General features: G+C 48.4%; 15 protein-coding genes. 7 read left to right on the forward strand and 8 right to left on the reverse strand.

Annotated features, from left to right (window positions below; all coding sequences use genetic code 11):
• Positions 1-26 precede the first annotated feature (26 nt).
• Positions 27-2,228, reverse strand: a complete 2,202-nt coding sequence (locus AABK39_RS25060; RefSeq protein WP_338395784.1) for a type III secretion system effector protein — start codon at positions 2,226-2,228, stop codon at positions 27-29.
• A gap of 604 nt (positions 2,229-2,832) precedes the next feature.
• Between AABK39_RS25060 and AABK39_RS25065 the strand changes: the two genes are divergently transcribed.
• Complete coding sequence (locus AABK39_RS25065) at positions 2,833-4,689, forward strand: metallophosphoesterase (protein ID WP_421825180.1); 1,857 nt, start codon at positions 2,833-2,835, stop codon at positions 4,687-4,689.
• Between the two features lie 403 nt (positions 4,690-5,092).
• On the opposite strand, the gene AABK39_RS25070 is transcribed toward AABK39_RS25065, so the two are convergent.
• A complete protein-coding gene (locus tag AABK39_RS25070; protein WP_338395786.1) occupies positions 5,093-6,559 on the reverse strand; it encodes a sulfatase-like hydrolase/transferase in 1,467 nt (488 codons plus the stop codon).
• A gap of 288 nt (positions 6,560-6,847) precedes the next feature.
• Positions 6,848-7,012 (reverse strand): hypothetical protein, encoded by a 165-nt coding sequence (locus AABK39_RS25075; protein ID WP_338395787.1) that lies wholly within the window; start codon positions 7,010-7,012, stop codon positions 6,848-6,850.
• Positions 7,013-7,193: 181 nt separating this feature from the next.
• Here AABK39_RS25075 and AABK39_RS25080 point away from each other — a divergent pair, with 181 nt between their 5' ends.
• The gene (locus tag AABK39_RS25080) at positions 7,194-8,639 is read left to right on the forward strand and encodes a hypothetical protein (RefSeq protein WP_338395788.1); all 1,446 of its coding nucleotides are present in this window, start codon (positions 7,194-7,196) and stop codon (positions 8,637-8,639) included.
• Between the two features lie 75 nt (positions 8,640-8,714).
• Here the strand turns inward: AABK39_RS25080 and AABK39_RS25085 are convergent, their stop codons facing one another.
• From AABK39_RS25085 to AABK39_RS25105, 5 genes are all read right to left on the reverse strand, one after another.
• Positions 8,715-9,050 carry a DUF6694 family lipoprotein gene (locus tag AABK39_RS25085; RefSeq protein ID WP_338395789.1) on the reverse strand — a complete coding sequence of 112 codons (336 nt, stop codon included), beginning with the start codon at positions 9,048-9,050 and terminating at the stop codon, positions 8,715-8,717.
• Between the two features lie 345 nt (positions 9,051-9,395).
• Positions 9,396-11,210: an AAA domain-containing protein gene (locus AABK39_RS25090; RefSeq protein ID WP_338395790.1), complete on the reverse strand. Its 1,815-nt coding sequence runs from the start codon at positions 11,208-11,210 to the stop codon at positions 9,396-9,398.
• 213 nt (positions 11,211-11,423) lie between these two features.
• Positions 11,424-11,687 (reverse strand): hypothetical protein, encoded by a 264-nt coding sequence (locus tag AABK39_RS25095; protein WP_338395791.1) that lies wholly within the window; start codon positions 11,685-11,687, stop codon positions 11,424-11,426.
• The gene (locus AABK39_RS25100) at positions 11,684-12,223 is read right to left on the reverse strand and encodes a transporter (protein ID WP_338395792.1); all 540 of its coding nucleotides are present in this window, start codon (positions 12,221-12,223) and stop codon (positions 11,684-11,686) included. The genes AABK39_RS25095 and AABK39_RS25100 overlap by 4 nt, the downstream gene beginning before the upstream one ends.
• A 132-nt stretch (positions 12,224-12,355) precedes the next feature.
• Positions 12,356-14,311: a LamG-like jellyroll fold domain-containing protein gene (locus tag AABK39_RS25105; protein ID WP_338395793.1), complete on the reverse strand. Its 1,956-nt coding sequence runs from the start codon at positions 14,309-14,311 to the stop codon at positions 12,356-12,358.
• A gap of 773 nt (positions 14,312-15,084) precedes the next feature.
• On the opposite strand from AABK39_RS25105, the gene AABK39_RS25110 reads away from it, so the two are divergent.
• From AABK39_RS25110 to AABK39_RS25130, 5 genes are read left to right on the forward strand one after another with little or no spacing between them, the layout of a single operon-like run.
• On the forward strand, positions 15,085-17,226 hold the full coding sequence (locus tag AABK39_RS25110) for a fasciclin domain-containing protein (protein ID WP_338395794.1): 2,142 nt from the start codon (positions 15,085-15,087) through the stop codon (positions 17,224-17,226).
• 9 nt (positions 17,227-17,235) lie between these two features.
• The gene (locus AABK39_RS25115) at positions 17,236-20,457 is read left to right on the forward strand and encodes a SusC/RagA family TonB-linked outer membrane protein (protein ID WP_338395795.1); all 3,222 of its coding nucleotides are present in this window, start codon (positions 17,236-17,238) and stop codon (positions 20,455-20,457) included.
• A gap of 3 nt (positions 20,458-20,460) precedes the next feature.
• Positions 20,461-21,894 carry a RagB/SusD family nutrient uptake outer membrane protein gene (locus AABK39_RS25120; RefSeq protein WP_338395796.1) on the forward strand — a complete coding sequence of 478 codons (1,434 nt, stop codon included), beginning with the start codon at positions 20,461-20,463 and terminating at the stop codon, positions 21,892-21,894.
• Positions 21,895-21,906: 12 nt separating this feature from the next.
• Complete coding sequence (locus tag AABK39_RS25125) at positions 21,907-23,421, forward strand: fasciclin domain-containing protein (RefSeq protein ID WP_338395797.1); 1,515 nt, start codon at positions 21,907-21,909, stop codon at positions 23,419-23,421.
• A gap of 11 nt (positions 23,422-23,432) precedes the next feature.
• Entirely contained in the window at positions 23,433-24,887 is a 1,455-nt protein-coding gene (locus AABK39_RS25130) for a fasciclin domain-containing protein (protein WP_338395798.1), read from the forward strand.
• The last annotated feature ends 31 nt before the right edge of the window (positions 24,888-24,918 follow it).

The following is a 24,918-nucleotide window of genomic DNA, read 5'->3' on the forward strand; positions in this document are numbered from 1 at the left end:
GATATTTATAAAACCGGTGGTCTCATTTACAAAAAATGCGAAAGGTATCGAGTGCCTTTCGGGTCGGTCATAAAGCTTACGAAATCCATATCCATGCCTTGGTGGTATTTTCTGGCCGGAAGCTGATGTTCTTCTCTAATTCTGTTTTCATGTCGTTCGATGGTGAAGTGTTCCTCATTATTCGACCATAGGCGAAGAGAAGGCCTATCCGTGTATTCTCGCCGGTAGGCCCCCAGTCGATTGGTTCCGGTCTGGAAGTTATACATGTGGCCCATCTCATGTCCCATCTGAACAAATGAGGGACAAAAAACTATATTACCGTCAGGCGGCAATCGATAGTCTGTCCTTTTTAGTTCACCTTTTGATTCGGGAGGATAGTTCCAAGTGTTCCAGTCTTGTCCGTATACAAAATCAAGTTCGGTGGATGGATACGAAAACATAATATCACCCGGCATCGGCGATTCTTTTGGTATCTCTGCCAATGGATCATTGATATCAAAAGGTTTTGTTAGTGGGCGTTCAGGTACGAGGTCATTCAGCTTTACGCAAATGGACTTTCCATATTCGGGTCTTGCGGGCCGAATCGTCGATGAGAAGTGAGCGTCCTGTACGAGATAGCGCACCAAAGAACGGCCATATGGCCTGCTCATCAATCTCACCAATGCGCTTAGGGTTTGTGGATGAAAATCAGGTACTGGCTCGGATTTCATAAATCCGGTCTTTAGTTTCGAAGCGATCTTCATTTTACTACTTTGTTTTTCACGCTTCAGAATTTGCTTCCAAAGTCTATTCATTTCCTCTTCAGCGGCGCGTCGCTCAGTCTTGTCGGGTGTTTCATTCCTGGATAAAGACAACCAGCCTCCATGTTCTGCCAAATGTTGCATCAACAGCACATGTTCTGTATGGACACTCTCCAATAGGTACAAGATGCTTTTTGTGTAAAGCGGAAGGTAATGAACACTTCTCATTTCTCTTCGCCTGTTCCAACGGTAGATCTCATGCTCCAAGTCCTCCAGCAGTTCCAGCCTGGCATTCCAGTCGCCTTCCGAATCATAAAGGTGATAGTGCTGTAGCATCCCTTCAAAGGCGGCTAATTCAGGCAAGAGTGCAAAACGAGCCTCAAACTGCTCCTCTCCTTCTTGCCGTATCAAATCGCAAAATTCCTCCCTACTGATTAGTCCCTTGATCATTCGAACATCAAAGCGAGTGCCTTTCATTTCGGATTTTTTGGGCATATAGAATTCTCCTGACGAATCGCTGTCTTCTTCTTTTCCGTACTTCAATGGCGTCAAGGGGCCATAATGTCCCCACCTGTTTGGAGCCGTTAGCCATGGGAAATCTTGTCGTTGGCCTTCATTGTAAAATTGGAAATTGCGCATGGAAGCGACTTGTCCTTTCGTTTTCCTCAGTCCCAGATTGCATAAAAACTGTTCATGAACCTCATTCATATCAAAAGCAAACCAATCATCTGATTCGGGAGAACGTGACGGTGAAGGACATTCAGGATTAAATGATTCATGTACATCTACTCCATCCGTAGTAACATAAACCACCTTTGGGCGTTCAGCGAGTCTCGTGAAGTAATAAAGACTCATTTTACGTGCACGTTCTTCCCAATGTTGAATTTCCTCAGCTCCGGATTCCTCAGGGAGCGGTGGCAGATGGTCCTTCATCCACATTTTATAAATGCTCATTTCGGTATGGACACCGGCTTCGTCTTCACTTGCGTCATACTTTCCTTTGGCGACACCGGCCTTTTCCATATACTGCTCTAAAGAAACCGCTTTTCCCCGAGTGGAAACGATGCCCGCATGCGTCAATTCTTTGTTGCCCAACACCAAATCCATGTCCGCCCAATCATCTACCTGCTCACACTTCTTCAACTTATCCAATGACAGTCGACTTAACTTGGATTTTAAATCAGCCAGTGTGGTTTTATCATCCAAAACAAGTGCCTGATCAATGGACTTCATCACCAATCGAAGATTGGCCATGAGTTCTTCCTTTTCAGAAGCGTCAGGCATACGGTCGATTTCTTCAATAAGATGAGCAGGCAAGTCTCCCCAGTGAGAAATCAGCGACTTTTGTTCTTTATCTTCTCTGTAAACAAAGCGCTGAATGGGAAGGGCAGGAGGTTGTTTTGCAAGCCCTTGGCTCGGAGATGCCTTCGATTGGTTTTGGAATGATCTTGTTGCGGAACGTGTCTTCCATACAGACCCGTAGCTCATCTTGAGGGATTTTTTATAGGTAACTCATAAACGGAGACACAGTTCTCCTCATGATCTTCTCATTTTTATCGGAATGCCATATTCTTAGAACATGTTTGAGTCAGTATACCTCATATCTTACCAACATCATATATTCATCTTCGACATTGTTCGGTTTGTCGAGAAAAGGCAAGGAAGGCAAAGCTCGCTGTATTTTCGTGTATCAAAATCATTGTTAACGAAAGGGTAAATAGATTGCTTTGTTATCTTTAAAATGTATAAAAGTAGATTTCCACTATCAGGGAAGGTTTTATAAGGGTCGATTAAAAGAAATATCCGGATTCAGCTGTTGTGGCTTTCTTGTCATTCTTATTTTTTTAATATAAAAAAGCTTATAATAGAGGGTTAAAACAGGTTTTAATCGGATATACAATTTCTGGTCATAACTGATCGAGATAAATCATTAAACCGTTAAGGTTTCTTTTTCGGAATAAAGTAAGCGTTTTATTCTATATGTTCGGGCCGTTAAAGTGCAATTTATGTTAATGATATGCCGAACAAGATGATGTCCGTTAGACCATTTTTATTTTTCGCCTTTGTTTTCTCGTCACTTCCGTTTTTGACGATGGGGCAAGGGCCAGTTTCCAAGAATAAACAGCTATTCTTAGTCAAGCCGTATATGCAATTCGGCACACAAAACAGCATGGTAATCCTATGGGAAACCACCGAGCCTACAATTGGTCGGGTGGAGTTTGGGGAAGCTCTTCCTGATTCCGAATATGCGAATATTAGCAAGAGGAGCGAGGCGTCCGGGCGCAAAACTATGCACGAGCATACTTTGAAGAATTTGAAACCGGAGACAAACTATTTCTGGCGTGTGGTTTCCGTTACGCCGTCGGGAGAAGAGGCTATAAGCGAGATTTATTCTTTCAAAACGGCTGTAAAAGACAGCTCGGCTTATATGTTCGCTTTAGTCGGCGACTCGCAACGCAACGGCCGTACGCCTTGGGCTTGGGAGAAAATATCGAAACTGGTATGGGAAGATCGTCCGAATTTCGTGATTCATGCCGGCGACTTGGTGGATTCCGGTGACCGAAAAACCGACTGGACGGAACATTTCTTGCCGGGCGGACACATTTTTATGAGTCGATTCCCAATGTATACCGTTTTGGGGAACCACGAGGGTGATTCGGAACTGTATTACCAGTATATGGCGAATCCGTCGCCCGAAAATTATTACACGTTCAAGTACGGAAATGCTCAGTTTTTTATGGTCGATACGAACTTTGACGTATCCGAGGGGACCGAGCAGTATAATTGGCTGGAATGGGAGTTGGCCAAATCGGACGCCATGTGGAAGATCGTGGTGCACCATCATCCGCCGTATTCGTCGGAGGAAAATGATAACGGCGACACATATAAGGAATTGTCGACAAACGGTACGGAAGCCCGCAACCTCGTGCCTTTGTACGACAAATATGGCGTGGATTTTAACCTTTACGGGCACGTGCATATGTATGAGCGGACTTGGCCCCTGAAAGACGGAATGGTTAATCAGGAAGAGGGCGTGATTTATATAAACTCCGGTGGTGCGGGTGGCGGATTGGAGGGATTCGCCCCCACGCGCACTTGGTTTTCGCTCGAACAGCAGACAGGCCACCACTACTGTACTTTCGCCGTTCACGACCGTACGGTAATCTTTAAGGCCATCGATCATGAAGGCCGTCTTTTCGATTCGTTCCAACTCAAGAAAAACCGTCCGGAAATCAAGGCGGAAGTATTACAGCCGCCTGTACCGAGAGTTTACGCCAAGGATTACGCTTTCAGCAAATCCACAAGGGTAAAGATGAACGTCGCTTTTCCCGATTTGGAGATCCGTTACACGTTGGACGGAACCGAGCCGAGCAAGTCTTCCAGAAAATACGAGAAAACCTTTGAAGTAAGTAAGAGCGCAACGGTCAGGGCCCGGGCCTATACGCCTGCGGGATTAGCCAGCAGGAGCGTAGCCCACACGTTGGTGAAGATGAAACCGCTGAAAGCCAAAAAAGTCAGAAATGCGAAGCCGGGCGTCCGATACGCGTATTATGAGGGAGAATGGAAGGTTTTGCCCGATTTCTCCAAGTTAAAACCTGTGCGCACTGGGGTTATCCCCAAGCCGAGTATCCACAGCATAAAGCGCAGGAAAGATTACTTCGGCGTCACGTTCGAAGGTTACCTGCAAGTGGACGCCACCAAGGCCTATTCGCTCTATCTTCTTTCCGATGACGGTTCCAAAATGTATATCGATGACACTTTGCTGATTGACAATGACGGCGACCATGGCGTGGAGCAGAAAGAAGCGAGCCTTATGCTTGAAAAGGGCAAGCACAAGATTCGCATCGAGTATTTCGATACTTGGGGCACGAACAAACTGGATTTCGGATTTGTAGACACCAACACCCGAGAGCGTACCAAGATATTTCCGACCCACTTCAGTCACTGATCTGGACAGGCCGAAACGAAAGTTTCGGCCTTTGTTTTGCACATTATGTAACTATAGAGTGAAAGTTCCGAATGAGTAGTCCGGAGGTGCCGTTAGCCAATAGCAAGCATGCTATCGCAAGGTAGAACTTGAAAGAAACGGGGTAAAATAGCAGAAACATCTTATAAGGCTTGCCTTGACAATGAGTGCCCTTGAACTGTATGATTATGAGGTCCCTGAGTGAAAAATGCGGCATAAATCACTCAACGTTCAAAATGTGAAAAAGGAAGTGGAATTAAGGGGGGATATTAATGAATGTCGCGTAAAAATATTGTCCCGATAAAGTTAGGAAGTTATATAAAGCCCCGCACGGTTTGGCCGACGGGGCTTTGTCATTATGGTACGATCTTCACTGACCGAATGGCTACTGGTGGATGATCTCTTTTCGAGCGCCCTGCTGTTCCTCTTCGTTGTAGAAGTCTCCCAATTGCTCGTAGGTGCGTAGCGCATCTTCCTTGTATTTGTTCATCTCCGCCGACAAGCGTTTGTAATTGACTCTGTGCGCTCGGCTGGCGTCTTTATCCGCTGGTTTGATGTTGTGACGGTCCTCCCTTAGGTCGAAAAGGTCGCCCTTTTGGTTTAGCGCCCAGCTCTTGTTCCGAACCCACAGCCATTGTTTGAACTGGGCGAAGACGGCTTCCTTTTTCTTCCTTTTCTTGCCGAGCAACAAGGGAGCAAAGCTGACACCGTCCAGATCCTTTGGAGTGGTCTGCCCGCTGAGTTCGGCGAAGGTTGGCAGAATGTCGGCAAAGTCGATCAGGTCATCCTTGACTGAAGCCTCTTTGATCTTCTCGGGCCATCGGACGATAAAGGGAATGTGTGTGCCGGTTTCGCCTACGCCCACGGTGTGGTTGATGATTCCCTTGCCACCGGTTATCTCCTTGCCTTTGTACACGAAGCGTTGCTGGTGCAACGAGCCGTTGTCGGCGGTGAATATGATGAGGGTGTTGTCCGCTATTCCCAGGTCGTCGACCGCCTTGACGATTTTTCCGACTAGTTTGTCCATATACTGGACGCTGAGTTTGAAGTCTTTGCCGTCGTATCCTCCTACCGTGTATTTCTCCATCTGTTTGAAATTGGGATGGTCCACGCCCTCGGGAATCGGGTTTTCATACGGGTTTTGGTTCATGGAGTGGACCAGAGTCATGGGGTAATAAAGCAGGAAGGGCTTGTCCTTGTTCTCCTTCATGAAGTCGATGAGGTAGTCGGTATAGCCGTTCGGACCGTAGACGTCCTTGACGTCGAGATGGGCCTTGCCGTCCTCCCAGTAGCAGGGGTTCCAGTATTTGGACAGGAATTTGTCATTGTATATCCTTGCCCAGGCTCTGTATTTGTCAAAACCCATCTTTTCCAAGTGCTGTGGCGTGTGGTCGAACTGCGCTAGCCCCCATTTTCCGGCCGTGGCGGTCTTGTATCCGGCTTTTTTTAGCACGTGGGCGAAGGTGGTGACGTTGGGCTTGCCCGAGGCGTCAAGTCCCCAAGGATCGTGGCGGAACTCGTACATCAGGTTGCTCATAGATCCACCGCCCTTGTTGTGCGTGACATCCGTGCGGAAAGGGTATTTTCCAGTGAGGATTTGCGCCCTCGACGGACTGCAGACGCTTTGTGCGTATGCGTTCTCAAACAAAATACCCTGTTTCGCCAAAGCGTCGACGTTCGGTGTTTTGTACGTTTCGCCCCCGTAACAGCTGAAAGCCTCCGCCCCGATGTCATCCACCATGATGAGGATGATATTCGGCTTCTTTTTGGGCTGTGAGGCTTGTCCGGACACTTTCAGGAACAGCATGGACAGCATCAGACAAGCGATGCGGTTCAGATTGGAAATCTTCATGTTTTCACATTAAATAATGAAATACAAAAATTACCGAAACACATGACTGCACTTTCGGTAAAAAGAAACTAAACAAATAGGCGATACGAAAAAATAAACTAATTCAACTAGATGATAATCTAGAGAACGAAATATACGCATTTTAGCCCCTGCTTAAAAGTGGAGTTCCTACATTTATTTGGTAACGAAATATAAAGGTTAATGTGAATTATGTTCTGAATTCAAACTTTAGATTATGATGTTCTGCGGCCACTCTCTGATATCGTTATATTTTATTCCGAATTACCTTCAGTCGTTTAGTCCCGTCGATTGTGTGTTCCACTCCACTCCAACCCTTACCGAACTGGCTCCTTCGTTGACCTGTTTTTGCGATCTTGAAGCCTTACACTTTGGGATATCGGCGGGCAAATACTCTTCCCCTTGGTCTTGGTATTCGAACGTCCCGCCTGTCATAGGTACATTCCCAACCGTTTGAGGCTTGTTTCAAGTAATGGCAAAAGAAAGGAAGACCATCCGCTGACTTTCGCCTATGCGATATACGAAATCATTAGTAATGACCATTAGTAGTCTTAATTTTTTTGATTCCGGAAAATTTATTTTGAAGACCACCGACGCAAATAAAATGGATGCCTTTTTGCGAAAACAACAGCGTCGGAATGGTTTGAGTATGTTCAAAGTGCCAAGAAAGAAGCGGGAAAAAAGTACGGGGCAGTCCCTGAGTAGTACGGGATTGTCAAAGTCACCTCCTATTCAGCGCAAAATTGGCTTTGAGGTGGAGATTTACAATATGCTTTGTGGGGAATCCAAAAGTCCGAAATATCACGAAAAGAGAATTTATGATGATAAGCATATCTGGGATCTGGGCATTGGAAATGTCCTGATGGCCGATCCTCTTTATGAGTTTCAATCGGAGGAAGGTTCTACATATGAGTCGGCGACGGAAATAGTCTCGAAACCGTTTGAGGAGGATATGGAGGGGTTTTATGAAATGGAACGTTTTTTTAAGAAGCTTAAGCGTTTTGAGGAGGTATCGGCAAGGGCGCCAGTCATTACGGGCTTAAGACCATTTGCGGAAGCTGGTCTTGGCGAGATCAGAAACCCAATGGCTTTGCTTTGTTTGCGTCATGTACACAAACGAGGACTGCGGATACGGGCACAGGTTACCGCTGGTATTAGGATGAAAACGTTAGGGCAGTTATTAAAGGATGTGGGTACGGGAGGAATGGACGAAACGGCGGAAATGGTAGAGAGAAAAATGGCTGGCCGTATGGCTTTGGGCACCGACTACGAAGGGAGGTTTGTGGACCTGCCGATAAACATGGGGCGTGCCACTATTATTTCGGAAGAGGCTTTGAAACGATATTGGCAACAAAACTCTGAAGCCCCCGGAGAGGGACCGAACGAAGAATTGCGAGGGCTGTTGAACTTGGTGGCTTTTTATCTGATAAGAGGCACTCTTCCGATCAGTGCCTACGCTAAGTCATTCGTATATCTTTTGGCCCGTACCGATTTTTCGGCTATGTTTAGCCGATTGCCCGAAGAGGAAAAGGAACATTTTTCAGCTACGGAAGGGCGTGAATGGAGCAATATAATAAGACTGATGTGTTCGCCCGGAATCTATGATCTGGAGCGAGAAGATTGGTCTTTGTTTCAAGAAATGGGTATAAAGGAAACTGATTGTGATCCAAGAGTTATTGATCTTTCCCAACCCTTTTTCGCCCAGGGTATTTATCGTAACCGCAAACGCTTTCCGCATCGTTCGCCTCGGGTTATGGATGCGCTTACTAGCGGTAAGTGGGCCTTTTCCATTCCCCGGACTGATTACCTAACCCGTGATACCTTTCCCGATCCTGAGGCCCGGCCGAGGTTGGAATCTATTGGTGCCATGCGTGGAGCTATGGATACACATCCTTATTTCGGGGATAAAATGCCGATATTTGAATTGAGAAATTTGTCCATAACAAAGCGGATGGACGATACCATATCACAGATGAGAAAATGGTTTGCTTATGTATTTGAAATGAACCAAGGGAGAGATTATAAATACGGTGAGCCCCACGAGGAGTTTGGTGTTGAATAGTATATAGAATTGAGAATCAGTTCAAAAAAGCGAAAGCCCATAAATCGCTTTCGCTTATCAAAGTGTATAGGACCCTTATTTTTTAAACCATTTTTTAGTTTTCTTTTTTCTTTTCTTCTCAAGTTCCTTTTTAAGCTCTTTGCCTTCCTTTAGTATATCCGATACTGTCTTCCCGTCTAACTTTTCCCTTGCGTAAGCCTTTGGTTTAGAGAGAAGATCCTTTACGGAAATATTTTGGGTCATAATTAGCTTGACGCATTCGGCGAACTCTTTTCTTTCTTCCTTTGACAATGATTCTTTGAGTTGCTTGATAGAAGCTTTAAAGGATTTTTCACTTGAAGCGTCAACCGTCGGGGAGCAAGAAGAAAAAGCGAGGGTTAATAACAGTAATATTGCGGATAATCTTTTCATAAATAACTATTGGATAAAAATATGAGTTCGCAATATACATATATAGCCTTACACATATGAGGTGCGTCGCATGGATGTGTTGTGTGAGCAGGCAAAAAATTGAGAAGGTCTGTTTGGTATGGCCTTTGCAGTTGAATAATTACAACAAATTCTGCAATAAGCTATCTGAAGCGGAAGAGGTCATAGGCTTCCGCTTCACCTTTCTGACACAATGGGTTTTAGAATAGCATTGGACATTTTCCAGTGCTTTTCTTTTGGTTCAGCATAATGCTATTTAGACGTAAGACATCGGTCTAAAACTCTTCAAATATTATAAGCACAATGATACGAGTAAGTTGTATCACATTATAACTTTTGATATTGCTCTTTCAGCTGAAAGAATATTTTGTCGGATTCTTCGTAATAGTTTTTATAGCTTTTGATCCACACCGAGTGTTTCGGGTCGTCGGTTTTGGTATTGAACAGGTATCGGCTTCCTACGGAAACCACTTTTGTTTTGGCTCGGGTCAAAGCTACGTTCAGGCGGTTGGGTACGAAAAGGAATCCGGCCATTTCGCGGGCGAAGGCGTTACAGCTGGTGATAAACGAGATAAATATCAGCTCCCGTTCCTGACCTTGTATGCGCTCTACGGTATCCACCACTACGGCCCTTATTTCCGATTCGTTCAGGCCTGTTTCGTTGAGTGTTTTTCTGATTAGTCGGCCTTGTGCTTTGAATGGCGATACAACGGCGATTTCCTTGGCGGGCAGTCCTGCGTTTATGGCTTCCTTTATCAGTTCGGCTATTAGCGTGGCCTCTTCCGGGGCGGTCATTTGATTGTTTTGGTGGGCGAGGTCCACGAAAACGTTTGGTTTGGCCGGATCCAGAATATGGGCGTAAGTTTTGTTTCTCGGAAGGCTTTCAAGCTGCAGGCGCCTGTCTTTGGAGAACTCGCTGGACAGGAGATCGCCGGCGTAAAACTGACGGCTGGGGAAGTCGGTGACCTCGGCGTTCATACGGTAAGTGGTGTCGAGCAGCGTGCCCGGGTGGTGCTCGAAGATACTTTCGAAAACCGATTTCTCAACGGCGGGGTCATGGTCTTCGGCGCCCACAATCGGGGCCATTTGCTGGTGGTCGCCGATGAATACGCACTTGCGGGCGCGCAACATGCCGGCTACGGCGGTGGGGATATTGATTTGTCCGGCCTCGTCGAATATTACGGTGTCGAACTCGCAGAATTTCATCCGGCTGGTATGCAGGCTGAAGGCATTGCCGCCTACGATTATGCCTCTGCACATTTCCTCGAAGTTGGAGGCGCGGACGGGGGTGTCGCCAACGCGGAGGTTGGTGATGCGTTCCACGTTCATTACCTCGCCGTCTTCGTATTCCAGTCCGTCGGCTTTTTCCGCGTCGCCCACTTTTACCAAGAACGGATAGGGATAGGTTTTCGCTATCTTTACCAAGGCGTTGTTGATGGCCCTGTGGGTGGTAGAGGTTATCAGTACTTTTTCACCTTTGAATTTGGCCAGATAAAGGGCTATCAGCGCCAAAACGTGGGTTTTTCCGGTACCGGGAGGGCCTTGTACCAAATGGAAACCGTCGGCGTCAAGGCTTTTCGTCAGGGCTTCGTATTGTTTCGGGTTTAGCGTGTCTTCGGTTTGCTCCACCGCTTCCTGAAGGGCGGGGGTTCTTGGCGCTCCGTATGTCGGTTTGGTTTCTCCGTTTATCAGGCCCAAGACTTGGTCCGTTTTGTCGGTGCGTTCCAGTTCTTCCAGAGCCTTTTCCAATATCCATGAGAAATCCACGTAATCGCGGTCAAGGATCCAGCGTTTGGGCGTTACGGAAAAATCGTAGTCCTCGTATTTGTTCAGGGTCAGAAGGAGTTCGCCGTCCAAATCTTCGTACAGCGCGCATTTGGCCGAAGGCTTGGCAGGGTCGCCGCCGTGTAGGCAGAGGTTGTCGCCTTCCTTGAAACGGGAGAGGTTTTCGGAAGCGTATGCCCGGATTATAACCTTGCCGGTTTCCTCATCCTCGTAGGCGTCGTCGATGTTGTCAAGGATTAGGGCTTCGCCTTTGGCCAGGCGTTTTTCTAGCGGAAGCTTCCAGAGGGTTTCGGTTTTCTTGCGTTTTTCTTCTTCCTCTTTTCTTAAAAATTCCCTGATCTTTCGTACGGTCACCATAGGTTGTGCAAGGTAAATGGTAGAGGGTTTCAAAATTGTTTTACCCCTGTAAAATGCTGGGCGGTGAAGATAGGTAAAGGCTGTTGGAATAGCAATGGGAGAAGGAGTACGAGAAATAAAAGCCGAACCTTCACGCTTGGCGAGGTCCGGCTTAGGGGACGTTTGGGGAACGCTTACTTTCTTGTAGATAAGAGGGAGACATACCGGCCCTCTTTACTTTTTCTTTGGCTTTAAAAACTGCATGTTGATGGCCGTGTACAGTTGGAACTGCGGCTGATACATACCTTTCGAAGCGACCGAGAATTGTGGCTCGACGAAGAGGTTGTATACCGTATTGTTAATCTTCACCACTTTTCCGATACCTATACCGAATGGGATATTGTATTCTCCTTTTTCGAAATCAAACACGGCCGACGGAGCGCTCCTGAGGTAAGTGCCTTTCCCGAGTTGGAAGAAAGCGAAGGGCTGAACGATCATTTTGTTGGTAACGGCGTCGTATTGGTTGTCCGAGATAGAGTGTCGTAGGTTACCAAGCCACCCCACTGCATGCGGGCGCTGTTGCCGTTGAAGGCTACCAAGGCGCCACCGAGGTTCCAAGTGTCTTTCCCGAAATCGCCGGTTCCGGTAGGTAGGGTCACCTGTGGCCCGATACCCAGCTGGAATCCAGAGGTAGGATCCGTGAGCAAGTAAGTGGCGAATATGTTAAGGTCGCCCAGCCCGGCGTCGGCTTCTTGGCCGGGAAGGTTTATGGTGGAGATCGGCATCGTGGCCCTTACCAATACGCGTCCGATGGGTTGGGCGTAGCGCAGGTAGCTGTTTGTCGCCGTAGCTCCGTCAACGCCTGAGAGGGTTGGTGCATAGTAGGTCTGTATATTAAAAGCCTTCATGTTTGCCAATGGGTTGTTGGCTTGTTTGGCGGCTTTTGATTCGTCATCTACGCTTTGTGCGGTCAGGACTGTTGTGTTCAGTAACAACAATATTGATAACCAGATCTTTACTGTAAGTTTATTCATCTGAAATAGCTTTGCGATACTGTTTTGCAAAACTATCGTTACGATGCCTCAGGACTTATCCGGAACCGAAAAAGTTCTATCCGATTTTGTCGGGAATGAAAACCCAGTGATGATAAAAGGAGCATGCTTATCTTATAGCTGTTTTATCCTTTCGGGTGTTTGATTTCTGGTATGTATGGCCAAAATTTCCTCAACGATAAGTCTTTCCGAGACGGATATGCCACTATTTTCACTTAGCCAGAAGTTACCGGCCACTGTTAGTTTCTTCGCCAAAGATTTCCGGAATGGGAGGGCTGAGGGGTACTTCCCTCTGGCCAGAAATTCCCCTTGTTTCAAAATGGAAAGGGCTCTTTCCATAGCTTCTTTCGATGACCTTCCTGTCAAATCATTAAGGATGTTGAAGTCACACAGCATGGGATTGGTGAGTTTTACGCTCCAGCGTTTGTCGTTGTCGTATATCAATTCGATTTCGGGGCAAGGGGCTAAGGCCTCCCTTATTCTTCTGATGGATACGCCTCTGTTGTTTTTTCTTTTTCGGGTATCTTGGTCAGGCCAAAAAACCTCGTTAAGCTCAGTGGTAAGGGCGGGATTACCGTCCAGTGTTCTCAACAGTATAAACATTAAAAGCTCCTTGATTTTCGGCGTAAGCCCGTCTAAAGCGTTGTTCCCGTTAGGCAAAAGGATATAGGGCCCTCCAAAAAGTTGTACGGTAGCTTTGGGGTAATGGGGTAGCCGGCTTGACTTGCTGATTCTGGGACGGGAAATAACGGTCCCTTTTTTTCTGTAGATGATAAGTATCCCAATAATCACCGCCGTCACCACCAATATTGCCATACTGGCCAATGGAGGAAAACCGTTTCCTGTTGGAGCTAGCAAATTATCAGCCGTTTCTTCGGGGTGGGCGAAAAGCCTTTCCACTTCTCGGGCCGACAATGGACGAGTCCAATAACCGACATCGTACATACAGCCGGCGAAGTTTTGGGAATGCCCCCAGTAGCTTGTGCCCAAGTCAAGAGTGGTTTTCTCGGTACGCCATACCGGTCCCATGGGTTTCCGTTCCAGTTCGCGTCCGTTGAGGTAAAGTATGACCTCTTCCTCTTCCACAAAAGTCACGGCTATATGCGTGGGCCAATTTTGCGAGAGCTGGACTTCTTTGAACCTATAATCGCTTCGGTCTTGCGCCACAAAATTGATCGAATTACCCTCTTCGAACCTTAAAGCGAATGAGTTTCCGATATTGACCATGCTCATGACCCTTGTGGATGTTTCCGGCAATACCCAAAGCGCTATCGTACCGCAGTTTCCGGATGGAATTTTTCTGGTTTTGGGATGTCGGTCCACGTTTGTGCCGTCGAAGGTCAGCGAAACGGGGGAGTCCTGTTTTTTGGAAAGTTGGAGCGGAGTTTTTCCAAAGGCTTCTTTCCAGCTTTTTTCCGTATGGCCAGAAAAGAAGGACAGATTGTCCGATAACGCCTTGTCTAGGGGAAATATTGAGGCGAAGTCTTTGGCGGCGTTGTTTTGTAGCGGAAACCCGTAAAAGAATGGATCGGCGAATTCCCCTTTGAAATTGGCGTTCCACGGACCTGCGCCCAGAATTATCCGGGACGATCTCATTTTGGTAAGCGGAAAGTAGACGGTACCCTTCGGTTCCCCGTCTTGGAATACGTCAAGGGAATCGGAGCGGTAACGAAACATGAAATGTTGCCAACAACGTTCGCGTATGTGCACTTGTTCTATTTTGGCTTTGTAAATATCTACGTGTATGGCTTGTAGGCTCCGGGTAAATCGGTCGATGATCAGCAGATATTCCCCGCCGATCGAGATCAGGGTTTCGTTATGTTCCAGAACAGGGTAGGGCTTGGCCCAGAACGATATGCTGAAATTGTCGGGTATGGGTACGTCGCCGAAATCTACCATTCCGTCCTTTCCGTTAAGCGTATAGTGACGGGCTCCGCCAAGCGGGGATTTGGTGATATGCCCGTTAGCGAATCCGGACTGGACGCAGAGTATGCTAAGTAATAAGGCGAAAACCTTCGCTAGCCCTGCGGACACGGCGGTCCGGGGAGCGTGGATAGAAGTCGTTCCCATAACTTTTGGCTTAGAAATATATTGTTACATAAGGAGGCTTCGGAGCTCTCTTATGTTGTTTAAAAACGTCGTGTTCCGGCCCGAAAACCGGTAGTCTTTTTTAGATAAAAGAGGCGTTTCGCTTGTGTGCGCAACATATGGAATAGTGTTGCCAAATTAGCCCGTAGATGTTATGCGGGCGGATATAAACCGATATGCGGTAGCGGGTAGGTTTTATCGTATACTCGAGTACCGAAAACATGTCCGGAAAGTCTTAAAAAAGCGAAACGAATTATTGCTGAAAGCGCTGGTTGCCGATGAGCCATAAGCACCAGCCGTTTCACAAAGGTATGCCTTATGACATATTTAGCAAATTCTTTCCGCTTCCTATTTCAGTGAAATTCTGCGTTTTTGAGAGGTTTTTTCCATAATCAAGTATAACGCTGTATCTGCTTTTGTGCTTGCCTAGCTAAATTCTCAAAAGTGTCGCTTCTTTTTTATTAACCCTCATCGTAATAGTTTGGTGCGCAGATGATATTATGAGGTATTCTTTTGGTTTTTAGAGTGTTGTGACTTTTCTGAATTCGTGCGTAACGTTTTATGTTTTTTTATTTATCTCCTGTTATTAACCCTTCATTAACCCTGTTTCCAGAACATTGATAATGCGTCGCTAACCCATATACTACCCATGCGAGGGATAGGTTAGAACCAATAAATCACGGGGATAGTGCCAAATTTTTGATCTGGCATAAAAATATCTCCGACACAATTTTTCACTTACAAAACACATCTGTATGAAGAGAAATTTTTACGCAATCCATCTTCTGATGCTGCTTTTGGTCTTCGGATGTCAGGATGACATCGACCACTATGAGATTCCGGGCACGCTGGGCGACCGTCTGGTTACCGCTATGGAGAAGCAACCGGACCTTTCGCAATTTGTGAAAGGAATCGATATGCTGGACATGCGCGAAGACTTGGAAAACAGCGCCTACACGGTATTTCCGCCAACTGACGAGGCGGTGCTCGCGTTTATCAAAGACAAGTACGGGGCTTCCGACATTACGGAACTGCCCGAGGAAAACGTCAAGATGATCGTGCAGGGGCATATGATCAGTAATTCCCTTTCGTGGAATATGATCAGGCGTCTCTATCAGTTTGGCGATTGGGGCCCGAAGCCCGACGACCCTAGGTTTGGGGAGAACGAAGGTTGGCAATTCAAACTGCCGAGCCTTTACAAACCCAAGCCCTATGTGGACACCGATCCGAAAACCGGGAAACAGCGAAAATTGTGGCGTAGGATATCCTACTTGCCCGTTTTTCATTACCACAGCTACTGCGGTATCAAGGAAGCCGACGATTATGGATTCCTGTTTCCGGGCAGTAATTTTACGGGTTTTAACCTGATGGGAGCCGAGGCCGTAAGGCCCAACCAGCGTGCTCTGAACGGTTTTTACCACGTTTTGGACAAGGTAATTCCGGAGATTGGCAATTTGGAGACTTTTTTGGCTGAGAAGCCGGAGTATAGTCTTTATCGAAAGTTGCTAAATCGTTTTGCTAGATATGAGTACACTGCTCAAGGCAGTGAGGAACTGTCTGAAGGAGGCAAAGACTCAGTGTTTGTAAAACGGTATGACGGCCCGGAAATGCATTGGATCGCGGATGATTTGCCACAGAGGGGCTACGACCTGATCGAAGTAAACAATGCGACTATCCCGACTGACCAGGCTTTGGAGTCTTATCTGACCGAGACTTTCGTGACGCCGGGCTTTTACGGTTCCATCGACGATATTCCCGACGAGGCGATTTTCCCGATTATCAAAAACCACTTGTTCTTCACCTACGGCCGGACCAACAGTTGGCTACGTCCCGTGGACCTGAAGTATTTCGCTTCTGGCCTGAACGAGCCCTCTACCATTGAGCGTGACGAGGTGGTAATGAGAGGTTTCACGAATAACTCTGTGATATATGGCATCAAACGGGTTCTGGCGCCAAGGCTGTATGTGTCGGCTTTGAAACCGGTGGCTTTTGACCCGAAATATACCTACATGCTGAAGATCGCCAACGAGTTTAACGATCGTGTAACGGCACTCTTGACTGACCCCAACGCTCCGGCGACGGTGTTTGTGCCGAGTAACGAGGCTTTCAACAAGGCTGGTTATACTTTCGATGAGGAATCAAACAGCTTTAAGCGTGAGGATCCGGTGACGGGCGAATTGAAAACTGTCAGTTCTTTTGAGAGAAGGGAAATCCTGGAGGTCCACTCGGTGAGCAACGAGGACATTACCGATCTCTCGGGCAGGCGTTATGTGAAGACGTTAAGCGATGCCAACCACCTGCTGATTAACAAGAGCACGTTCCACACAGGCGGGACAATGGAGTTTAGCGAAGATAGCCCGGTAAAGCTTGCGGGTGACTCCGAGCGTGGCGTGAACGGAACGTTCTACCCAATCGACAAAATGTTGTTGCCGGCCACCCGTGGCGTGGCCTCATATATCCTTGACGATACCAAAGACGAGTACTCCGAGTTTGTCAAGTTGCTGAAGTCGGCCGAGTACGTGCGGGGCAAATCGCTCACCAACCTTACCGACGGCGAGCTGGTAACCGTATTGATCCCTACCAACGAGGCGCTTCAGGCCTATGTGGACAATATCCCGACTGACCGCACCAAGCTCAGGGAATTTCTCAGCTATTTCTTTATCCGCAACGAGGCAATTTTCTCTGACGGAAGCCAGTCCGGAGAATTCGAGACCATGCGGAAGCTGGGCGAAAACAAAGGGCAGGCGCGCCTGAAGGCCGTAAACGCCGCGGGCAATCTTCGCTTCGAAGGCGCCGACGGCACCAAAGCCACCGTTATCGAGGATTCCCGATTCAGCAATCTGCTGGCCCGTGGCGGCACGGTACACCTCATCGACAATATTTTGTTGGCTGACTAATCTTTTGGAATGAAAAAATTATTAACCATAGTCATATTGCTCTGTGGCTTGTCGCCTTCCGTCCTTTGGGCGCAAGAAGGGACACTGGTCCAGGGCTATGTGAAAGATAAACAGACGGGCGAGGCCCTGATAGGCGCCACGGTTCTGGAAGTGGACGCCGAGAATAGGCACGTAAACGGAGTGGTTACCGATATGAACGGATTCTATATGCTGAAACTCAGCGAGGCGAATCCGAAATTGAAAGTCACTTATATCGGGTACAAAAACCTGATGGAACCCGTGGGCGGGCGAAGCAAGATCGATTTTATGATGTTGGATGCCAGTACGGAACTGGATGTAGTGGTGGTGAAAAGTGAGCGCTACACCAGCGACGGCCTTATTTCCTTAAGGGATAAGACAACCTCCATCGCTTCGATTGATTTGGATGATATCGACGCCATGGGTGTGGCATCCGTAGATGAAATGTTGCAGGGTAAATTCAGTGGCGTGGACATTACCGCCATTTCTGGTGATCCGGGAGCGGGAATGCAGATCCGTATACGCGGTACGGCCACCATTACCGGCGATCGCGAACCGCTGATAGTGGTGGACGGAATGCCTTACGACGTGGATATCGACAACACGTTCGATTTCAACTCCGCCGATACCCGCGATTATGGCGCTTTGCTCTCCATTCCTCCTGACGATATCAAGAGTGTGGAAATCCTCAAAGACGCAGCTTCCGCCGCGATTTGGGGTGCGCAAGCCGCCAACGGCGTAGTACAAATCGTTACGCGCCGTGGACGCAAAATGAAACCGCAACTTCGCTACAATTACAAAGGTTTTGTATCGCAACAACCCGACGCTCTGCCTATGCTTAGCGGACCGGACTACGTAACGCTTCAGAAAGACGCCCGATTCAACCGTCGAGGTAAAATCGCTGACGCCGACTTCTTAGAACTGAATTACGACAAGGACTGGGAACAGTACCATAACTACGCTCAAAACACCGACTGGATGGACGCCATCACGCAGACGGGCATGAGCCACGAACACAACTTGTCGTTGGCAGGCGGTGGCGACAAAGCCCGTTACCGTGTGTCGATGAACTATTTCGACCAGCAGGGAACCACTATCGGGACTGAGTTGGAAAGACTCTCTTTCCGGGCGAATATGGACTATTTCGTTTCCGACAGGTTAAAAATAGCGACCGACTTCTCTTACACCCGTTCAGACAATGACCGGACTTACTACGGTAACGAACGGGGCATCGCCTATATCAAAATGCCGAACCAAGCGATCTACGAACACGATACCTTGGGTAACCTTACCGGAAACTATTTCTTGGACCGCCGTCCTTCACCGTATCAGGGAGTTAACGTTTATAACCCGGTGGCAGTAGTGAACGAAGGTCGTCATAACTACCTGGAAAACAGGTTCCGTTCGGTGTTTCGCATCGAGTATGATATACTGCCGTCACTGACTTTCAAAAACAGTGTGGTGTATGATGTGGCCCAAGGGAAAACAGACAAGTTCTTACCGACGGAAGCTTCACATTATCTGTGGAATAAGGCTTACTTCGATGATGATGGCAAGCTTCACGGTACGAACCTTTCCTCTGAAGGTGACTCTGAGAACTTTAACGTCTATACCAAAACGGAGATGATCTACCGTCCGGATTTGGGCGCCGACCACTCTTTGGTGGCTATGGGCTGGTGGGAAACCCGCCAAAACGAAGGCTCCAGTTATGCGGCCACATCGGGCGGTCTTCCTTCCGGAGACTTTAACGATCCGGGCGTTCCGGGCAGTTTGATGTCCCTCAATTCCGGTAACTCCGTTTTCAGGTCGATGGGTGCGGTGATCAATGTCCATTACGCTTGGAAAGAAAGGTACCTTTTCGGCTTGGGTAGCCGTCTCGATGCCAGCTCAAAGTTTGGCGACGATACCAAATGGGGCATGTTCCCTACGGCCTCCGCCGCTTGGAGAATTTCGGAAGAGAATTTCCTGAAAGAGGTTCCTTGGCTTAACGACCTGAAACTACGCGGTAGCTTTGGTGTGACGGGTAACGCCCCGGGCGGGTTCTCGCACTTTAGCATTTACAAAACCGGGATTTCTTACAGCGATCAGCCAAGCGTTTATCCTTCCAATATCAAACTTGATAACCTGAAGTGGGAGAGAGTGACGCAGGCCAACCTCGGTTTGGAAATGTCGGCTTACGAAAACCGCCTGTATATGGAATTCGAAGTGTACAGCAAACAATCCACCGATCTGCGTTGGGAACTGGACGTGCCGACAACCACTGGTTTTACCAAAATGATCCGTAACGCCGGGTCTATGGGGAACCGTGGTGTGGAATTGGCCTTCCGCGTAATTCCGGTCCGGACCAAAGATTGGCAAGTGAACTTCGACTTCAATATTGCCCGCAATATCAACGAAATAAAGGAAGTGCCCTCCAACTTTAACCTTGCGAAAGGCGACGTGCTGAAAAACGGCAACTATGCTACGAGAGTGGAAGTTGGCGACCCGATCGGCGGTTTTTACGGATACCGCTATAAGGGCGTATACGCTACCGATCAAGACGCGATAGCCAAAGACAAGTTCGGTGAAGTGATTTACGATCCGATTACAGGTAAACCGTTGCGTATGATGATGGGAACGTCCAATTACGAATTTGAGGGTGGCGACGCTATTTACGAAGACGTGAACAAAGACGGTGTAATCGACGAGAGCGATATCGTTTATCTCGGGTCCAGCAGTCCTAAGTTTACGGGCGGATTCGGTTTCCGTGTACGCTACAAAGGTTTGGGCGTTAGCTCCGGTTTCGTATTCCGCGCTGGGCAAAAGATTGTGAACAAAGCCCGGATGAGTGCCGAAAACATGACAGGCAGTAATAACCAGAGCACAGCCACTATGCGTCGTTGGCGTTTTGAGGGTGACGAAACCGACATTCCTCGTGCCATGTTCGATTCGGGTTACAACTGGCTCGGTTCGGACCGTTTCGTTGAGGACGGCTCCTATGTCCGTTGGAGAAACCTTACCGTTGATTACCGTTTCAACAAGAAGTTCTTGCAACGCATCAACCTCAAGGATCTCTCGCTCTTCTTCACGGCCTACAACCTGTACACTTTCACTAAGTACACCGGCCAAGATCCCGAGGTGCCGTTGGGTGCTGATCCGTTCTTCTTCGGAGTGGACAACGCTACCACGCCTCCTAGCCGGACTTATACTTTGGGCTTAACAGTAATTTTTTAAGCGATGAGAAAAATCGAAAACATCATAACGGTGATCGTTTTGTCCTTCACGCTCCTGTCATGCGGTTCGTGGCTGGAAGTGGAGCCCCAAAACGACATCACCCTCGACGATTTCTGGAAATCGAAAGAGGATATACGCTCGGCTTTGACTTCCGGATATAACCAGATCCGGGACGAGGCGCCGACCATGCTCGTGTGGGGCGAAGTCCGGGCCGATATGGTAGCGGACGGCCCTGGAAACCATGGGGACTTTGAGAAAGTCATGCGCTTGGAAATTCTTCCGGGCAATTCGATTAACCAGTGGCTCGGGATGTACAAGATCATCAATTACGCCAATACCGTGATCAAGTACGCGCCAACGGTCCGAAAGTCGGATTTGTCTCTGGGCGTAAGGGATCTGAATTCGTTTCTGGCCGAGGCGAAGTTCCAACGTGCATTGGCATATTTCTATTTGGTAAGAACATTCCGTGATGTGCCTCTATATCTTGAGCCTGTGGATACCGACAATGTGGATATCTTCCTGCCAAAATCCGACGAGGCTGATATTTTGGCCCAGATCATCGAAGATTTGGAATGGGCCGAGCGCTACGCTCCAAGAGGGTTTTCGGAAGTGGAGTACAATAAAGGTTTCGGTACCAAAGCGGTGATTCAGGCCCTTTTGGCCGATGTCTACCTGTGGGACGGACAGTTCGACAATTGTGTTACGATGTGTAACAAGATCATCGACCGCTCCGCTTACCGGATATTGGACAGCGAGTCTTTCGGTGAAATATTCGGAAGAGGAAATACCAACGAAGGTATTCTCGAACTGCAGTTTGACGCGACCAAAAACCAAAAAAACAAATTCTGGAACCTTTACAGTACCGGAGGAAAAAACGGGCTTGCGTTTATAGTTCCACCTCATGTGGAAGAGGCCTATGACGAAAGCGACAAGAGAAAATTGACCACCGTTTACCGAAACTCCAAGGACGTTTTGATGGTCAACAAGTTCGACGTTTTCGGAAATTCCATTTCGGAGGATGCCAATTGGATCGTTTACCGCTACGCCGATATCCTGTTGATGAAGGCCGAAGCTTTGGTAAACACCGGCGATTATTTCGGCGCGCAGAACGAGCTGAACATCATCCGCGACAGGGCGGGCTTGGGGCCGAAAATCCTTAGTGAAAACCGCTTCGAGGCCGAAGACGCAATCCTTGCCGAACGCGGGCTTGAGTTCGCTTACGAAGGCAAACGCTGGTTTGACCTGCTCCGCGTAGCCCGCCGAAACAACTTCGAAAGGAAAGAGACGCTTATCAACATCCTTACGCGGAATATCGACCCGGCCAAGGCGCCGAAATACCGCAGCTTGCTTTCCGACCCGATGAGCTACTATCTGCCTATCTGGCAAAAGGAGTTGGAGAACAACGTCAACTTGGTACAAAACCCTTACTACGAATAAAATGAGAGGGATATGAAAGATTTGATTCAATTTATATTTAACATAAAACGGAGAGTCTTCGCCGTGGGCCTGCTTCTGGCGGCCGTGTCCCTCGCCTCATGCGATGAGGACGACGACGACAAGATCTTCAAAGAGGCCGAATACCTCACGGCTATCGAGGCCATGGAGTCTGATCCGGACGGCCGTTTCGATATGTGGCTTCAGCTCATCCAGGCTTCGGATTTTTACGGCTTGCTCAACGCCCGCGGAGACTACACTTTCTTCGGTGTGGTAAACGAGGGCGTGCAGGAATACCTAAGCCAAACGGGAGCCTCCGATATCGGAAGTTTGGAAAAGGACTTTGTCAACAAACTGGTCAAGAACCATACGGTGATGAGCAGTTACGCCAGCTTCACGATGGACCCCGGTCCGTTGGGCGACACTACGATGAACGGTAACTACCTGACGATTCTCTTTGGCGAAGGCGGGTTGAAAAACCTGAAAGTGAACCAAAAATCGTTGATCGTTCAGCCCGACACCCGTTGCTCGAACGGCTATCTGCACGTTATCGACAATGTGATTTCGCCGATTGGCGCCGGAGCTTACAAGACGATGGCCGAACTTGGCAAGTTCGGAATCTTTAACGAGGCCGTATCGATGGCCGGCTTGGCCGATACGCTGGAACTGGCCACTACCGCCGAGGGCAAAGGCGTATACTTCACGCTTTTTGCCGAGACGGACGAAGTCTTTAAGGCAGAGGGAATCAATTCGGCCCAAGAACTCGCCACGAAACTGGAAGCGGGCTCGGATTATACCAGCCGGGACAACGCGCTGAACCGCTTTGTACGCTACCACATCATGACGGGCAAGCGATATTCCAACCGACTGAAGAGCCACACTTACCTGACGGTGGGGAACACGATGGTCCGTTTGGAGAAAACCAACGGCGGTTTTTATGTCAATCCCGAGCACGATGATTTCGGCGAACTTTTGCTTGACAAAAGTAATCTGCTGGATGTGTTCAATATGGATTTCCAGTCTACCAACGCTACCATCCACGCCCTGAAAAAGGTGATGTATTTCTATGACCCCGAACCGCAGGTCATATTCGATGACGTATGCGATGTGCCGGAACTCCAAACCAAGCGTTGGACCGGGAATTTCTTGGTTCGCGTAAACGAGATCGAGCGCTGGAAAGGCAAAGGCTATGAGGAGTTCGCTTACAGAAACTACGGCGGACAAGGCCTGTACGAGAACGATAACGTGCAGTGTATGAACGCTTACTCAGGTTGGTTTGAATACACCACTACGCCGATAGTCCGGGGCAAATACAAGATTTCGGCTACCTTCAGCGGTGCCGGATCTGATGTGACCGCCCACGTTTACGTCGATGGCGTAAAGTGCAAAACGCCGCTTTATGACCAAGAGCGCGAGTATCAGCTCGGCGAGTTCGAGTTTAAGGAAAACGGTCCGCACGTGATTCGCCTTGAGTCGCTGATCGGCGGCAGGCTGTATCTCGACCGTTTCAAGTTTACGCCAGTAAAATGATTTTTGACGCTATGGATATACATAGATTTTTCAAAAAGAACCTGTTGTTTGTCGCCCTCGCCGGGATGGTGGCCTGTTCCGAAAAGGACGACCACTTCGACGGCGCTTCCGGCGGTCAGGTTATGGACATGACCGTGGCGGAGTACGTTACCTCGACATCGGGTCACGGGGCCTTCGGCGACATGCTTAAGGAACACGGGTATTTGGACAGCCTTGCGGGCAACCGTTCCGTAACGCTTTTCCTTCCGCCGGACAGCGAGCTTTCGGGCTTGGGAGTTTCCGGCGACAAGGCCAAAGAACTCGTGTCGTACCACATCGGTAACACGCTGTTTTATCGCGCCGCTATGGAAGGCGACAAGGAGTATTACGTCAAGACGCTTTTCAACGGAAAGAATATCTGGGCCAGAAAAGAAGGCGCGGGTATGGAGCTTGACCGCAAGGTGAGCGCTTCCGGCGATCCTGTTATCTGCTCAAACGGCATAGTCTACGTCCTCGACGGCGTGCTGGTTCCCGACAAGAACATCTTTGAGGGAGTGGAAAACCTGCCCGACAGCGAATACGGCACGCTCAAAAAGTACATGACTACAGACTCTTTGATCTTCGACAGGAAGAACAGCTTTCCGCTGGGCGTTGACGAGTTTGGCAGAACGGTATACGATTCAATCTTTGTCACTGATTATATCTACCGCTTTCAGGTAGGTGATATTCTGGACGAAAACCGCGACTTTACCGCCCTGACACTGTCGGACGCGGCTTTGGAAGCCACTTACGACCGTATGGTGAAACGCTACTACGGTTCGGCCGACAACCTGCCGGCGTATTTCGATGATCCCGAGCAAAAGGAGAAAATCGTAAAGCAGATCCTCGGAACCACTTTGGTGGAAGGGAAAGTCCATAGCAAAAATCTGGGCGATACGCTGGAGGCCACCAACGGCCGTAAGATCATCCTGACGAAAGAATGGAAAGACATCTCGCCCGATAAAAGGAGCAACGGCTACGCCTATGATCTCTCTTCGGTGGATTATCTGATGTCGGACGTGATGGGCCGGACCCAAGAAATCGACGGTTCCATTTTCGGGGTCAGTTCCTATGATTTCGATATGGAAAACAGTGGGGAACTGGAAGTGAACCGCATTTACAATAACGCGAGCCAAGTGGCGGTCACCTTCAAAAGCCTGAAGCCGTTTTGGGTGGAATTTAAAGCCAAAGACGTAATGGCCGGCCATTTCCGCCTGGTGATTAGCGGACTGAGAAGCGAGACCACGGCGGCCAAAACCACGCTCGACGGCAAACTTCTGGACTTGAGCTATACGCCAACGGGGAACTGGTCGGAAGATAATTACGAGAATATCCGTTTCGATTCTTTCGGCGACAGGACTTTCCGCTTCGAGGTCAATGAGAAAAACGAAGACGACGAGTACAAGCTCGCCATCAACGGCTTCTTTTTTATCCCCGTAAGGGAATGACCGCTCCAATGGGACTGAATTAAAAACAGTA

The sequence above is a fragment of the Fulvitalea axinellae genome, from assembly GCF_036492835.1.
Taxonomy (GTDB): domain Bacteria; phylum Bacteroidota; class Bacteroidia; order Cytophagales; family Cyclobacteriaceae; genus Fulvitalea; species Fulvitalea axinellae.

Coding starts and splice junctions, on each gene's coding strand:
- AABK39_RS25060 (WP_338395784.1), bottom strand. CDS start 2,228: ATGAGCTACGGGTCTGTATGGAAGACACGTTCCGCAACAAGATCATTC.
- AABK39_RS25065 (WP_421825180.1), top strand. CDS start 2,833: ATGGGGCAAGGGCCAGTTTCCAAGAATAAACAGCTATTCTTAGTCAAG.
- AABK39_RS25070 (WP_338395786.1), bottom strand. CDS start 6,559: ATGAAGATTTCCAATCTGAACCGCATCGCTTGTCTGATGCTGTCCATG.
- AABK39_RS25075 (WP_338395787.1), bottom strand. CDS start 7,012: ATGACAGGCGGGACGTTCGAATACCAAGACCAAGGGGAAGAGTATTTG.
- AABK39_RS25085 (WP_338395789.1), bottom strand. CDS start 9,050: ATGAAAAGATTATCCGCAATATTACTGTTATTAACCCTCGCTTTTTCT.
- AABK39_RS25090 (WP_338395790.1), bottom strand. CDS start 11,210: ATGGTGACCGTACGAAAGATCAGGGAATTTTTAAGAAAAGAGGAAGAA.
- AABK39_RS25095 (WP_338395791.1), bottom strand. CDS start 11,687: ATGATCGTTCAGCCCTTCGCTTTCTTCCAACTCGGGAAAGGCACTTAC.
- AABK39_RS25100 (WP_338395792.1), bottom strand. CDS start 12,223: ATGAATAAACTTACAGTAAAGATCTGGTTATCAATATTGTTGTTACTG.
- AABK39_RS25105 (WP_338395793.1), bottom strand. CDS start 14,311: ATGGGAACGACTTCTATCCACGCTCCCCGGACCGCCGTGTCCGCAGGG.
- AABK39_RS25110 (WP_338395794.1), top strand. CDS start 15,085: ATGAAGAGAAATTTTTACGCAATCCATCTTCTGATGCTGCTTTTGGTC.
- AABK39_RS25115 (WP_338395795.1), top strand. CDS start 17,236: ATGAAAAAATTATTAACCATAGTCATATTGCTCTGTGGCTTGTCGCCT.
- AABK39_RS25120 (WP_338395796.1), top strand. CDS start 20,461: ATGAGAAAAATCGAAAACATCATAACGGTGATCGTTTTGTCCTTCACG.
- AABK39_RS25125 (WP_338395797.1), top strand. CDS start 21,907: ATGAAAGATTTGATTCAATTTATATTTAACATAAAACGGAGAGTCTTC.
- AABK39_RS25130 (WP_338395798.1), top strand. CDS start 23,433: ATGGATATACATAGATTTTTCAAAAAGAACCTGTTGTTTGTCGCCCTC.